The sequence below is a fragment of the Brevundimonas viscosa genome, from assembly GCF_900116065.1.
Taxonomy (GTDB): Bacteria; Pseudomonadota; Alphaproteobacteria; order Caulobacterales; family Caulobacteraceae; genus Brevundimonas; species Brevundimonas viscosa.
This window is the reverse complement of record NZ_FOZV01000007.1, coordinates 86,910-99,162: the sequence shown is the minus strand read 5'-3', so window position 1 is coordinate 99,162 and position 12,253 is coordinate 86,910. Positions and strand designations below refer to the sequence as shown.

General features: G+C 69.0%; 14 protein-coding genes and 1 tRNA gene. 10 read left to right on the top strand and 5 right to left on the bottom strand.

Features of this window, described 5'->3' with window-relative positions:
- Positions 1 to 3: 3 nt before the first annotated feature.
- On the bottom strand, positions 4 to 1,659 hold the full coding sequence (gene ccoN / locus BM333_RS12945; RefSeq protein ID WP_092312518.1) for a cytochrome-c oxidase, cbb3-type subunit I: 1,656 nt from the start codon (positions 1,657 to 1,659) through the stop codon (positions 4 to 6).
- 305 nt (positions 1,660 to 1,964) lie between these two features.
- On the opposite strand from ccoN, the gene BM333_RS12940 reads away from it, so the two are divergent.
- Positions 1,965 to 2,423, top strand: a complete 459-nt coding sequence (locus BM333_RS12940) for a host attachment protein (RefSeq protein WP_092312411.1) — start codon at positions 1,965 to 1,967, stop codon at positions 2,421 to 2,423.
- 21 nt (positions 2,424 to 2,444) lie between these two features.
- On the opposite strand, the gene BM333_RS12935 is transcribed toward BM333_RS12940, so the two are convergent.
- The 3 genes from BM333_RS12935 to BM333_RS12925 form a co-directional block, all read right to left on the bottom strand.
- Positions 2,445 to 2,529, bottom strand: a tRNA-Leu gene (locus tag BM333_RS12935).
- Positions 2,530 to 2,571: 42 nt separating this feature from the next.
- Positions 2,572 to 2,859 (bottom strand): hypothetical protein, encoded by a 288-nt coding sequence (locus BM333_RS12930; RefSeq protein ID WP_092312408.1) that lies wholly within the window; start codon positions 2,857 to 2,859, stop codon positions 2,572 to 2,574.
- 65 nt (positions 2,860 to 2,924) lie between these two features.
- On the bottom strand, positions 2,925 to 4,361 hold the full coding sequence (locus BM333_RS12925; protein ID WP_092312405.1) for a M20/M25/M40 family metallo-hydrolase: 1,437 nt from the start codon (positions 4,359 to 4,361) through the stop codon (positions 2,925 to 2,927).
- Positions 4,362 to 4,521: 160 nt separating this feature from the next.
- Here BM333_RS12925 and BM333_RS12920 point away from each other — a divergent pair, with 160 nt between their 5' ends.
- Complete coding sequence (locus tag BM333_RS12920; RefSeq protein WP_092312402.1) at positions 4,522 to 5,298, top strand: META domain-containing protein; 777 nt, start codon at positions 4,522 to 4,524, stop codon at positions 5,296 to 5,298.
- 3 nt (positions 5,299 to 5,301) lie between these two features.
- Here the strand turns inward: BM333_RS12920 and BM333_RS12915 are convergent, their stop codons facing one another.
- Entirely contained in the window at positions 5,302 to 5,541 is a 240-nt protein-coding gene (locus BM333_RS12915) for a DUF3297 family protein (protein WP_092312398.1), read from the bottom strand.
- 115 nt (positions 5,542 to 5,656) lie between these two features.
- On the opposite strand from BM333_RS12915, the gene BM333_RS12910 reads away from it, so the two are divergent.
- The 8 genes from BM333_RS12910 to BM333_RS12875 all read left to right on the top strand — a co-directional run bounded on the left by BM333_RS12910 (position 5,657) and on the right by BM333_RS12875 (position 12,241).
- Positions 5,657 to 6,547: an alpha/beta hydrolase family protein gene (locus BM333_RS12910; RefSeq protein WP_092312395.1), complete on the top strand. Its 891-nt coding sequence runs from the start codon at positions 5,657 to 5,659 to the stop codon at positions 6,545 to 6,547.
- Between the two features lie 25 nt (positions 6,548 to 6,572).
- Positions 6,573 to 7,424: an aldo/keto reductase gene (locus BM333_RS12905; RefSeq protein WP_092312391.1), complete on the top strand. Its 852-nt coding sequence runs from the start codon at positions 6,573 to 6,575 to the stop codon at positions 7,422 to 7,424.
- Between the two features lie 40 nt (positions 7,425 to 7,464).
- Positions 7,465 to 7,713: a helix-turn-helix domain-containing protein gene (locus BM333_RS12900; protein ID WP_092312388.1), complete on the top strand. Its 249-nt coding sequence runs from the start codon at positions 7,465 to 7,467 to the stop codon at positions 7,711 to 7,713.
- Between the two features lie 42 nt (positions 7,714 to 7,755).
- Positions 7,756 to 9,294 carry a UbiD family decarboxylase gene (locus BM333_RS12895; RefSeq protein WP_092312385.1) on the top strand — a complete coding sequence of 513 codons (1,539 nt, stop codon included), beginning with the start codon at positions 7,756 to 7,758 and terminating at the stop codon, positions 9,292 to 9,294.
- 101 nt (positions 9,295 to 9,395) lie between these two features.
- Positions 9,396 to 9,728: a hypothetical protein gene (locus tag BM333_RS12890; RefSeq protein ID WP_092312382.1), complete on the top strand. Its 333-nt coding sequence runs from the start codon at positions 9,396 to 9,398 to the stop codon at positions 9,726 to 9,728.
- 20 nt (positions 9,729 to 9,748) lie between these two features.
- A complete protein-coding gene (locus tag BM333_RS12885; RefSeq protein ID WP_092312379.1) occupies positions 9,749 to 10,069 on the top strand; it encodes a hypothetical protein in 321 nt (106 codons plus the stop codon).
- A gap of 12 nt (positions 10,070 to 10,081) precedes the next feature.
- Positions 10,082 to 10,369, top strand: coding sequence for a hypothetical protein (locus tag BM333_RS12880; RefSeq protein WP_092312377.1), 288 nt, complete (start codon positions 10,082 to 10,084; stop codon positions 10,367 to 10,369).
- 42 nt (positions 10,370 to 10,411) lie between these two features.
- Positions 10,412 to 12,241, top strand: a complete 1,830-nt coding sequence (locus tag BM333_RS12875; protein WP_092312374.1) for a M14 family metallopeptidase — start codon at positions 10,412 to 10,414, stop codon at positions 12,239 to 12,241.
- Positions 12,242 to 12,253 lie beyond the last annotated feature (12 nt).

Sequence of the window (12,253 nt, the reverse complement as noted above, 5' to 3'; positions counted from 1 at the left end):
CGCTTATTCCGCGGGCAGGAGTTGGGGTTCGATCGTCGAGGACAGGACGGTCTTCGTGTCGGTGGCGGCCATGCGGATCGTCTTCCAGACGTTCCAGGCCATGATCGCCGTTCCGCTGAAGAACATCAGACCGCCCAGCACCCGGATCACGTTCTGGATGTGCTTGGCCGAGACCGTCTCGATGAAGCTGTTGGCGAGGAAGCCGTCCGGCGTGTACTCGCGCCACATCAGGCCTTCCATGATCCCGGAGACCCACATCGAGGTGATGTAAAGGACGATGCCCGTGGTCGCGATCCAGAAGTGCCACTCGATGGCGGCCTTCGAATACATCTCCGGCTTCTTCCACAGCCACGGCACGAGGCAGTAGATCGCGCCGAAGGTGATCAGCCCGTTCCAGCCCAGCGCGCCGGAGTGGACGTGGCCGACGGTCCAGTCGGTGTAGTGCGAGAGGGCGTTGACCGTCCGGATGGACATCAGCGGGCCCTCGAAGGTGGCCATGCCGTAGAAGGCGATGGCGACCACCATCATGCGGATCACCGGGTCGGTGCGCAGCTTGTCCCACGCCCCCGACAGGGTCATCAGGCCGTTGATCATGCCGCCCCACGACGGCATCCACAGCATCACCGAGAAGGTCATGCCCAGGGTCTGCGCCCACTGCGGCAGCGCCGTGTAGTGCAGGTGGTGCGGACCGGCCCAGATGTAGATGAAGATCAGCGACCAGAAGTGGACGATCGACAGCCGGTACGAATAGACCGGCCGCTCGGCCCGCTTGGGCACGAAGTAGTACATGATGCCGAGGAAGCCCGTGGTCAGCCAGAAGCCCACGGCGTTGTGGCCGTACCACCACTGGGTCAGGGCGTCCTGCACGCCGGCGAAGGCCGAGTAGCTGCGCGCCTCGGTCAGCCCGACCGGAATCGCCAGGTTGTTGACGATGTGCAGGATGGCGATGGTGACGATGAAGGCCAGGTAGAACCAGTTGGCCACATAGATGTGCGGCTCCTTGCGCTTCCAGATCGTGCCCAGGAAGACCAGCAGATAGGCCACCCAGACCACGGTCAGCCACAGGTCGGTCAGCCATTCCGGCTCGGCGTATTCGCGCGACTGGGTGATGCCGGCCAGGTAGCCGACCGCGGCCAGGACGATGAACAGCTGGTAGCCCCAGAACACGAACCACGGCAGCACGCCGCCGAACAGCCGCGCCTTGCAGGTCCGCTGCACCACCCAGAAGGAGGTGGCGATCAGGGCGTTGCCGAGGAAGGCGAAGATCACGCCCGAAGTGTGCAGCGGCCGGATGCGTCCGAAGTTGGTCCAGCCATGCTCCGGGAAATAGAGCTGGTTGGGCCAGGCCAGCTGGGCCGCGGCGATGACGCCGACCAGCATGCCGACGAGTCCCCAGAACACCGTGGCGATGACCCCGGCGCGGATGACGCCGTCGGCGTATCGCGAAGGGTCGGAGCGGAAGCGATCATTGCCGATCCCGATGGTCAGGGCGGCCAGCGAAGCCACGCCCGCCGCCAGCAGGATAGCGCCCTGCAGCCGGAAGGCGGGATCCTCGGTCATGCCGGTCCCCAGAAGGGCCAGCAAGGTCAGCAGTCCCACTGACAGGAACAGCCAGGTCACGTCTCCTGGCGCGCCTGCGGTCCTCGATTGTGTCGGCATGTTGCGGACGTCCCCACGCGAATTGGTAACGGCCTCCGTGCCTGTGATCGCGACCTCCGGCATTGCGCTGGCGCAAAGACGAACTCCGGGATTTCAGGGTGAGGTGTCCGGTCGCGGAGCCCCGAGGTCCGCCACGGCGGCGCACCCGGCCCGACGAGGCGCTACGCTTGATCTCGCTCAAGGCGAGCCGTTTCCCGGGGCGGCAGGCTTTTCATCCAACAAAGAGCGTCGCCGCGCGCTGCGGCCCGACCAGAATCCCCGGCGCGCCGCGGCTCTCTGCACGAAATGTCTGACCGGGAGTCTCCATGACCAGAAACCCCCTCCTTTATGTCCTCGCCGATGGCGGTCGCGCCCGACTGGTCAAGCGTGCGGCGGAAGGCCGCCACTACGTCACCATCGAGGAGATCGACCACACCGATCATCTCCGGGCGCTGCGCCGGGAGTTGCGGGCCAATCCGCCGGTGCGGGTCTTCTCCAGCCACGATCCGCGTCGCTCCAGCGCAGGACCGGAAGATCTGCTGACGCCCGCCAAGGAAGCCTTCATGGGCGAGGTCGCCGGCCGCGCCTCGGCCCGCGCGGAGAGCGATCGGCTGGGAGGCGTCGTCCTCGTGGCCTCGCCGCGGCTCCTCGCCACACTTCGTCGCCGGCTTGGCGGCGGGACCCGTATCGCGGGCACGCTCGGCAAGAACCTGACCAAGGTTCCCGACCATGAGCTCGGCGACTGGCTCGACCAGCCTTTCACCGCCGCCCACCCCGCGCCCTGAGCCGGAAAGCCTGCTGCGGACTGGTGCGAGCGGCGGGGATCGAACCCGCATGACCGAAGTCGAGGGATTTTAAGTCCCTTGCGTCTACCAGTTTCGCCACGCTCGCGGCGGGCGTCGTCTAGCAGTCGGCCGTCCTGCGGCCAACGGATCAGGCGCCGACCGTCGCCGCGGCTCCGATCAGCACCAGCCAGCCGATGCAGCCCAGCAGCCCGATCCCCGAACAGATCGAGCCGGCGAGCGCCATTCCCCTCCCGGTGGGCCTGCTTAGCCCGACGAGCCCAAGCACCAGGCCGATCGGCGCCAGGATCCACGCCACCAGCCCGATGAACGGGATCCACACGAACAGGATCGACAGGATGCCCAGAACGAGCGAGGCGACCGCCAGCCCGTTGCCCTGCGACTGAACGATCACGACCTGGCTCTGCCCCTCGGTCATTCGGCCCTCCCTCCGGAACGTTTCGCTACCGTCGCATGCAACCGCGCCCGGTCAAGCCACAACCCTCAGTTCGTCGGCGTCGCGGTCCCCCGCAGGGTCCGGAAGTCCACGTCCGAATTGGCCAGCAGCCACAGGAAGGCGGCCCAGGCGGCGACGTTCTGGTCCATCGCCTCAGGATCGATCCGGTCAAGCACATCGTCGACGGTGTGGTGGGTGTCGAAATAGTCAGTGCCGTCCTGGTTCAGCCGGAAGGCCGGGACGCCCGCCGCCACCGTCGGCCCGGTGTCGGGGCCGCCGCCGGTCGCCGGGGCCGGGTCGAAAAGCACGCCCAGCGGCGTCAGCACCGCCTGCGCCGCGCGCCGGAAGTCCGTGTCCGCCGCCCCGGCCGGCAGGTTCAGGCTGTAGATCGGCCCGGCCCCGAAGTCGCTCTCGCTGACCGCCACATGGTTCGCCATCTCGCCGCTGCGGCTCTGGGCGTAGAAGCGCGCCCCGGCCAGCCCCTGCGCGGGCGACGGCTGGCTGACCTCTTCCGAGCCCCACCAAACCACCCGGATGGTCCGGCGCGGCCGGCGCGGCATGTCCTCGATCAGCTTCAGGGCGGCGGCGGTGATCGCCACCCCGGCGCCGTCGTCGATGGCCCCGGTGCCCAGGTCCCAGCTGTCCAGGTGGCCGCCGATGACGATGACCTCGTCGGCGGCTCCCGAACCGCGCACTTCGCCGATGACGTTCTGGCTGTGGCTGTCGGCGGTGAAGCCGGCGGTCGAGAACAGCCGCATCCGCACCGGCTGGTCGGTCATGGCCACCATGCGGCGCAGCTGGTCGGCGTCGGGCGGGCTCATGGCGAAAGCCGGCACCGTGCCCTCGCCCACCCGCGTCGCGCCGGTATGGGCGAAGCGGTGGTCATGGGTGCCCAGCGAGCGCAGCACATAGCCGACCGCGCCCCGCTTCGCCGCCTCGAACGGCCCGTTCCCGCGGATCGGCGAAGTGGCGCCGTAGCCGCGCCCGTCCTGGGCCTGCACCGTGTCCTGCAGCACCACCGCGATCTTGCCGGCCAGGGCCCCCTCCGGCTGGTCCAGCAACTGCTGGTAGGTCTCGAAGATGGCGGCCTCGCCCTCGATCCCCTCCGCGGGCGTGGCCATGGAGCCGCCCAGGGCCACGACCTGCAGCGGCTGCGGGAAGGGCGACAGGATCTCCACCCGCGCTTCGCCCCGGGTCCACAGCGCCAAGGGGAATTCCTCGATCGAGACGTTGTCGAAACCCATCTCGCGGAACCTGTCGGCACCCCAGCGCGCCGAGGCCTGTTCCGACGCCGACCCGGCCAGCCGCGGACCGAACCGCGTGGTCAACTCCTCGACCAGCTCATAGGCGACGTTGTCGTGCAGCGCCCTGTCGCGGAGCTGTTCGGCCTCGCGGAGGGTGCGAGCGTCCTGGGCCAGAGCCGGAGCGGCGGCGAGGCTCAGCGCGGTCGCGCTGACGGCGAGAAGACGGACGGACAGGCGCATTGACGGCTCCGGACTCAGGAAGGAGCCGAACCTAGACCGGCTGGCGCGGAGCGAGAAGCGGCCTTGGCCCGGGTTTTGTCGCCGGCGGCGCAAGCGGCGCCCGACGTTCGGCCGGGCGGCGAGACATGAAACCGCCGCCTTGCTCGTTCGCTCTGGAGCCATGCGCATCCTTCTGATGGCAGTGTGTCTGGTCGCCTGCAGTCCCGCGCCACCCGTCGAGGGGCCCCGCACGCAATCGCAGGCCCCGACGCAACATCCGGCGTTCGACGACATCCGCGGCGAATGGCGGCTGACCGAAATGAACGGGCGCCCGGCTCCCTCGGCCACCGATCCGGACGACGCGCATCATCCGATCACCATGACCGTGGGCGACTTCACCTTCCGGGCGCAATCCCAGTGCGTCGCCTTCTGGCGACTCTACGACCGGCAGGGGGATCGCCTTGTCGTATCCGAAGCCAACCCCGGCGCCATGTGCGCCCGCGGCCTGTCGGACTGGGAGACGGAGTTCAGCCGCAGCCTGTCGAAGGCGACCCGGGCCGAGCGTGTGGAAGAAACCCTGCGCCTGACCGGGCCTGAGGCGAGGCTGGTCTTCGAGCCCGCGCCGCCGCAGCCGCGTATCGACATCACCGGTCGTTGGCGACTGCAGTTCTTCCACGGCGCCGCGCCGCCGCCCGGCTCCGGCCCGGTCGAGATCACGATCTCCGATGGCCGTATAGGCGCCAACGCCTGCGTCTTCTCCGGCTGGCGCTACCGCCAGGAGGGTCCGCTGCTGGAGATCACCTCGGACGACGGGCTGGTGTGCGAGCGCACCCTGACCCCGTTCGAACAGCGCTTCGGAAGCTTCATGGACCGGGTGATCCGGGCCACCCTCCTCCCGGACGGTTCGCTCATCCTCGACAGCGCGGGCGAGCAGGTCGAGTTCGACCGCGTCGGCTGAGGCTCACTCGCCCTTGACGTAGGGCTCCACCGGGCCCTGCAGCTTGACGGTCAGCGCCTTGCCGCGACGATCGACGCGGTTGCCCACCGCCAGCCGCACCCAGCCTTCCGAGACGCAGTATTCCTCGACGTTGGTCTTCTCCTCGCCCTTGAAGCGCACGCCGATCCCCTTCGCCAGCACGTCGGCGTCGTGGAACGGGCTGTCGGGGTCGACGCAGAGGCGGTCGGGGAGGACGTCGGTCATGGCGGGTCTCGCAGGCGAAATCAGCCGCCGCCTTTAGCCGACCGGGCCGCGCGCTCCAAGGCTTGACCTGACGCCGCGTCATCGGCCTAGGTTCGTTGCGAAACAGGACGGACCCATGCCCACGCCTGCGAGTGACCTCGATACCCGCGACTTCACCGCGCCCGCCGGCGACGGATATCCGCTGTCGATGCGGCTGGTCGCCCCGTCCGCTCCGGTCGCCGCCGTGCTGGTCAGTTCCGGCACCGGCTTTCCCAAGGGCTTCTACGATCGCTTCGCCCGCCACCTCGCCGGCAGGGGCGCCGCAGTGCTGACCTACGATTTCCGCGGCATCGCCGGCTCGCGCCCCGAGGACCTCGCGGCGATGCAGATGGACTATCCCGACTGGGGCCGGCTCGACATGCCGGCGGCGGTGGACGCCCTCGCCGGGGCTACGCCGGGCCTTCCCCTGCTTCACGTCGGCCACAGCGTCGGCGGCCACTTCCTCGGCTTCATGCCCAACCATGACCGCATCGCACGGCACGCCTTCGTCTCGGTCGGCAGCGGCTGGTGGGTCGCGCACCACCGTTCATACAATCCGCTGGAGCTGTTCTTCTGGCACGGCTACGGCCCGTATAGCCTCGCCCGGCGCGGCTACGTTCGCGGCGGCGGCCTCTGGGCCGGGACCGACCTGCCGCGCGGCGTGTTCGAGACGTGGAAGCGCTGGTGCCACAGGCGCGACTACTTCCTCGGCGAGTTGCAGGACCGGCTCCGTCCCCACGATTTCGACGCCGTCGCCGCCCCGATTCGTTCGTGGATCTTCACCGACGACCCGATCGCCACCCCGGCCGCCTCCGAAAGCCTGCTTCGGATCTATCCGAATGCGCCGAAGGAGACCGTCCTCCGCGCGCCGGGAGACTACGACGTTCTTCGCATCGGCCACGAGGGCGCCTTCCGCCGCGGGATGGAGCCGCTCTGGAACGAGATCGCCGACTGGCTGCTTGAACCCGGGGCCGCGCGGCATAGGTAAGCCGCCCCCAGCACCGGAGCCTGCCATGACCGACCAGCCCGCGATCGTCGTCGACGGAAACCGCATTCCCCTGCTCGGCTTCGGCACCTGGATGCTCGAACCCGACGACGCCCGCCGCATGGTCGCCGAGGCCCTGCGCATCGGCTACCGCCACATCGACACAGCCTGGATCTATCGCAATGAAAAGGCGGTCGGCGACGGCATCCGCGACGCGATCGAGGCCGGCCACGTCGCCCGCGAGGACGTCTGGCTGACCACCAAGATCTGGGTTGACCACTTCCACCGCGACGACCTGATGAAGCAGGCCGAGGAATCCGCCGCCAGCCTCGGCTTCACCCCCGACCTGCTGCTGCTGCACTGGCCCAAGCCGAAGCCCTCCTTCGAGGAGACCCTCGGGGCCCTCAACGAGGCGAAGGCGCGCCGCCTGACCCGCGCCATCGGCCTGTCCAACTTCCCCTCGGCCGAGTTCCGTCGCGCCCAGTCGTTGTCCCCCGCCCGGCTGGTCACCAACCAGGTCGAGTACCACCCCTACCTCAAGCTCTCGACGCTCAAGGCTGCCGCGCGCGAGCTCGGCTCCTCGATCACCGCCTGGTCGCCGCTGGCCCAGGGCAAGGTCGCCGACGACGCGACCCTCAAGGACATCGCCCGCGCCCATGGCAAGACGCCCGGCCAGGTCACGCTGCGCTGGCTGATCCAGCAGGAGGTGATCGCCATCCCGCGCACGTCGAAGGAATCCCGCGCCGCCGAGAATTTCGACATCTTCGACTTCGAGCTCTCGGCCGAGGAGATGGACCGCATCCACGCCCTGGCCCGCCCCGACGGCCGCCTCGGCGACTGGATTGATCCCGCCTTCAAATGGGATGAAGAATGGGCCTGAAGCCCGGCGGCTGAACCGGGCTCGCACGGAGGCGACGCTCATGGGTTCGGTGCTGGGGTTCCCCGGCGTCGATCCGTCCGACGCGGCGGTCGGCGCGAGGTTGAAGCGGTGGCGCGAGCGGCGCGGCGTCACGGTCGACGAGCTCGCCCGCCTGATGGAGATTTCGCCCGAGGAAGAGCGCCGCGCCGAGGCCGGTCGCGCCCACCTCGACAGCGTCCAGCTGGGCGCCGCCACCGCCGCCCTGCGTCTGCCCCTGTGGGCCCTGGTCTCCGACACCCGCGCCTACTGATCGCAGGTGACAGCCGGCGCGGCCCCGCCTAAGGCTCGCCGCATGGCCTACAAGTCCCTGCGCGATTTCATCGCCCTGCTCGAAGCCGAAGGCGAGCTGGTCCGCGTCACCGAGCCTGTCTCCACCCATCTGGAGATGACCGAGATCCAGACCCGGCTGCTGCGCAACGGCGGCCCGGCCGTGCTGTTCGAAAAGCCGGTGATGCCCGACGGCTCGATCAGCCCGATCCCCTGCCTCGCCAACCTGTTCGGCACGGTGAAGCGCGTGGCCATGGGCGTGACGCTGGAGAAGAAGGCCCGCACCACCGCCGCCGAACTGCGCGAGGTCGGCGAACTGCTGGCCTTCCTGCGCAACCCGACGCCGCCGCGCGGTCTTGGCGACGCCATGGAGATGCTGCCGTTGGCCCAGACCGTCATGTCGATGCGGCCGAAGGTGGTGAAGTCCGCGCCGGTGCAGGAGGTGGTGCTCAAGGGCGACCGGATCGACCTGACCAGGCTCCCGGTGCAGGGCTGCTGGCCCGACGAGCCGGCCCCGCTGATCACCTGGGGGCTGGTGGTCACCAAGGGTCCGTCCGACGCCCGCGAGGACGACTTCAACCTCGGCATCTACCGCATGCAGGTGCTGGGCAAGGACAAGGCCATCATGCGCTGGCTGGCCCACCGCGGCGGGGCCCAGCACTACGCCCGTCACAGGAAGCGCAGCACCGAACCCCTGCCCTGCGCCGTCGTCCTCGGCGCAGATCCCGGCACCATCCTCGCCGCCGTCACGCCCGTGCCGGACACCCTGTCGGAATACCAGTTCGCCGGCCTGCTGCGCGGCGCCAAGGCCGAGCTGGTCCCGTGCAAGACCGTGCCCCTGATGGTCCCGGCCCAGGCCGAGATCGTGCTGGAAGGCCACGTCCTGCTCGACGAGCACGCGCCCGAAGGCCCCTACGGCGACCACACCGGCTACTACAACTCGGTCGAGACCTTCCCCGTCTTCCAGGTCAGCGCCATCACCATGCGCAAGGACCCGATCTATCTGACCACCTTCACCGGCCGCCCGCCGGACGAGCCGTCGGTTCTGGGCGAGGCGCTGAACGAGGTCTTCATCCCCCTGCTGCGCCAGCAGTTCCCGGAGATCACCGACTTCTGGCTGCCGCCCGAGGGCTGCAGCTACCGGATCGCCGTGGTGTCGATGAAGAAGGCCTACCCCGGCCACGCCAAGCGGGTGATGCTGGGCGTCTGGAGCTACCTGCGCCAGTTCATGTACACCAAGTGGGTCATCGTCGTGGACGACGACGTCGACGCCCGCGACTGGAAACAGGTCATGTGGGCCATCTCCACCAAGATGGACCCGGCCCGCGACATCACGGTGATCGAGAACACCCCCATCGACTACCTCGACTTCGCCAGTCCCGAGAGCGGCCTCGGCTCCAAGATCGGGCTGGACGCCACCGACAAGTGGCCGCCTGAAACGAAGCGTGAATGGGGCGAGGAAATCCGCATGGACGCCGACGTGGTCGAGCGGGTCACGGGGATGTGGGGGCGTTTGGGGCTCCCGGGCGACGGTTCGCCGATCTGGAAGGGCGGCAAGGGATAGCTGCGAGCTTCAAAGTCCTGCGAATTGTGGCCCAAAAGGGCTTTTCAAATGAAGGAACGGTAATAATCTCGCGCGAATTCCTTCCGCGGAGACCTCCCTCAATGAAGCGCACCCTTGTCGCTGTTCTCGCCCTCGCCATCGCCGCGCCGGTCGTCACCATTCCGGTCGCCGCCGATGCCCAGGTGCTCACCGGGCGGGGCGCCGCCCGACAGGCGCCGCGTCGCCCGTCGCTTTCCGAGGCCGAACTGAACCGCCTGTACGACGCCGAGGACGAGGTCAGCGAACTGGACGGCCAGATCTCTGACATCCGCGCCGCGGGCGAGTCCGCCGGCGGGCTCTCGGCGGACCAGCAACGCCAGATCGCCGCGCTCACCGCCCGCCGGGATGCGGCGCAGCGGACCGTCGACCGTCTCGAGGCCAAGCGGAACCGCTGACGCGGGTCTGACGGCGCGCCATGAGCGCCTTCGAATTCTTCTTCAGCTTTTACGGGCTGTTGCTTGGCCTGTCGGTGGCGGTCATCGCCACCGGCGTGGCCACGGCCATCCAGCATCGCCGCAAGATCCGCATCGGCTACCTCACGCCCATGCTGGCCCTGTTCGTGGGTCTGGACATCGCCAGCTTCTGGGACTCGGCCTGGACCAACTTCCGCCACCTGCCCTTAAGCTACGGCCTGCTCGTCGCGGGCCTGGGCATCGCGCTGGTCTATTTCATCGCCGCTTCGCTGATCTTTCCCCATGATTTCGCCGACGGCCAGTCGCTGGACGACCACTTCTGAGCCAACAAGAAGGTGGTCCTCCTGCTGACGGTGGCCGCCAACCTGTTGATGGTTCTGGCGACGGTGGCCGCCAACGTCGGCAGGCCCGACGCCGTCGTGGTTCTGACCGCCTATGGCTTCACCATGGCGCTCTACCTGGCGCTCGTGGTCCCCGCCGCGTTCGCGCGACGCGCCCGCCTGTTCGCCGTTCTGATCGGCCTGCACATCGCCATCTACCTCGTCACGGCCGTCGGGTCCGCGGTCGCGCCGCACAGCCTTTCGACCCTCGCCCCGGACCATCCCGGCGCCTCGGCGCTCTGACCGGCGCTTGCCCCGCCGCTCCGATTGGACGAGGAAGCCGTCATGCGTCTCCTCCCGCTCCTTTGCGCCGCCCTCGTCCTGTCGCCGAGTCTCGCCATGTCCCAGACCCCGCCCCTGTCCAACGCCGCTCCGTGGGACCAGCCCTTCCTGCCGCCCGCGCCGGCGTGGGACGGAGCCAGCCGCGACCTGCTGCGCGACGCTTCCGATCCGTGGGTAACGCCGTTCGAGGCCGACCCGGCGCATGACTTCAGCCCGACCTATGCCGACACCCGCGCGTGGTTCGACCGGCTGGACGCCGCCTCGGACCTGATCCGCATCGAGCAGTTCGGCGTCTCGCCCGAGGGCCGGCCGATCTACGCCGTCATCGCCTCGAAGGACGGCGCCGCCTTCGATCCGGCCAAACCCGTGCTGCTGGCCCAGGCCGGCATCCATCCCGGCGAGATCGACGGCAAGGACGCAGGCATGATGCTGCTCCGCGACATCGCCTTCCATGGCAAGGATGAACTGCTGGACCGGGTCAACCTGATCCTGATCCCCATCCTGTCCGTCGACGGCCACGAGCGCGCCTCGGCCTACGCCCGCCCGAACCAGCGCGGGCCGCGCGTTCAGGGCTGGCGCAACACCGCCACCAACCAGAACCTCAACCGCGACTACCTCAAGCTCGACCAGGTCGAGATGCGCGCCGTCCGCGGCCTGATCCTGAAGTACCGTCCCGATCTCTACGTCGACGTCCACGTCACCGACGGCATGGATTACCAGTACGACGTCACCTACGGGTACAATGGCGAGAACGGCGTCTGGTCGCGCTCTCCGGCCATCGCCCGCTGGCTCGATTCCGCCTTCAAGCCGGCCATGAACGCCGCGCTCGAGGCCCGAGGCCACATCCCAGGCGAGCTGGTCTTCGGCGTCGACGACTCCGATCCCCGCGCCGGACTGTCCGACGGCGGCCTCGGCGAGCGCTTCTCCAACGGCTGGGGCTCGGCCGCCCATGTGCCGACCATCCTGATCGAGAACCACAGCCTCAAGCCGCACGAGCAGCGCGTGCTCGGGACCTACGTCTTCCTCGAACAGGCGATGCGCCTGCTGGCCGAACACGGCGCCGACCTGCGCGCCGCCATCGCCGAGGACAGCGCCCTGCGCCCGGCCGAAATCCCCGCCAACTTCGTCGCCGACGAGACGCCCACGACCACCCGGGCTTTCAAGGGCATTCGCTACGAGATGTACGACAGCCCGGCTTCCGGCCGGCAGGAGGTCCGCTGGCTCGGCGAACCCGACCCCGAGCCCTGGGCCATGCCCTTCTACGGCTCACATCCGACCCTGACGCTGCGACGTCCGGAAGCCTACTGGGTGCCCGCGCACCGGTCCGACGTCATTGAGCGCCTGCGCGCCCACGGGGTGACCATGGAGACGCTCGATGCGCCGCGCACCGTTCAGGTCGAGATGCTCCGCCTCGACGACCCGAAGCTGGCGACCCGCGCCAATGAAGGGCACGTGCCCGTCGCCGTGACCTCGGTGACGCCGGAGCGCCGTGACTGGACCTTCCAGCCCGGGTCGGTCCGCGTCCCGACCGACCAGCCGCTCGGCGACATCGTCGTCCTGCTGCTCGAGCCGCAGTCCTCCGAGAGCCTGTTCGCCTGGGGCCTCTTCCCCGAGGTGCTGAGCCGCGTCGAGTATATCGAGGGCTACGCCATCGCGCCGCTGGCCGAACGCATGCTCGCCGCCGATCCGGCGCTCAAGGCCGAGTTCGAAGCCAGGCTGGCCGCCGACCCGGCGTTCGCCGCCGACAGCGACGCGCGCCTGCAGTGGTTCTACGAACGCACGCCCTTCTACGACGAGCGCTACCGGCTCTATCCGATCGCCCGGGAGAACTGATCGGGGCGGCGG

Bases quoted from the DNA above. Each gene is read 5' to 3' on its own strand.
- BM333_RS12940 (WP_092312411.1), top strand. From the start codon at position 1,965: ATGACCAGAAACCCCCTCCTTTATGTCCTCGCCGATGGCGGTCGCGCC.
- BM333_RS12900 (WP_092312388.1), top strand. From the start codon at position 7,465: ATGGGTTCGGTGCTGGGGTTCCCCGGCGTCGATCCGTCCGACGCGGCG.
- BM333_RS12920 (WP_092312402.1), top strand. From the start codon at position 4,522: ATGCGCATCCTTCTGATGGCAGTGTGTCTGGTCGCCTGCAGTCCCGCG.
- BM333_RS12895 (WP_092312385.1), top strand. From the start codon at position 7,756: ATGGCCTACAAGTCCCTGCGCGATTTCATCGCCCTGCTCGAAGCCGAA.
- BM333_RS12885 (WP_092312379.1), top strand. From the start codon at position 9,749: ATGAGCGCCTTCGAATTCTTCTTCAGCTTTTACGGGCTGTTGCTTGGC.
- BM333_RS12875 (WP_092312374.1), top strand. From the start codon at position 10,412: ATGCGTCTCCTCCCGCTCCTTTGCGCCGCCCTCGTCCTGTCGCCGAGT.
- BM333_RS12925 (WP_092312405.1), bottom strand. From the start codon at position 4,361: ATGCGCCTGTCCGTCCGTCTTCTCGCCGTCAGCGCGACCGCGCTGAGC.
- BM333_RS12905 (WP_092312391.1), top strand. From the start codon at position 6,573: ATGACCGACCAGCCCGCGATCGTCGTCGACGGAAACCGCATTCCCCTG.
- BM333_RS12915 (WP_092312398.1), bottom strand. From the start codon at position 5,541: ATGACCGACGTCCTCCCCGACCGCCTCTGCGTCGACCCCGACAGCCCG.
- BM333_RS12930 (WP_092312408.1), bottom strand. From the start codon at position 2,859: ATGACCGAGGGGCAGAGCCAGGTCGTGATCGTTCAGTCGCAGGGCAAC.
- BM333_RS12890 (WP_092312382.1), top strand. From the start codon at position 9,396: ATGAAGCGCACCCTTGTCGCTGTTCTCGCCCTCGCCATCGCCGCGCCG.
- ccoN (WP_092312518.1), bottom strand. From the start codon at position 1,659: ATGCCGACACAATCGAGGACCGCAGGCGCGCCAGGAGACGTGACCTGG.
- BM333_RS12910 (WP_092312395.1), top strand. From the start codon at position 5,657: ATGCCCACGCCTGCGAGTGACCTCGATACCCGCGACTTCACCGCGCCC.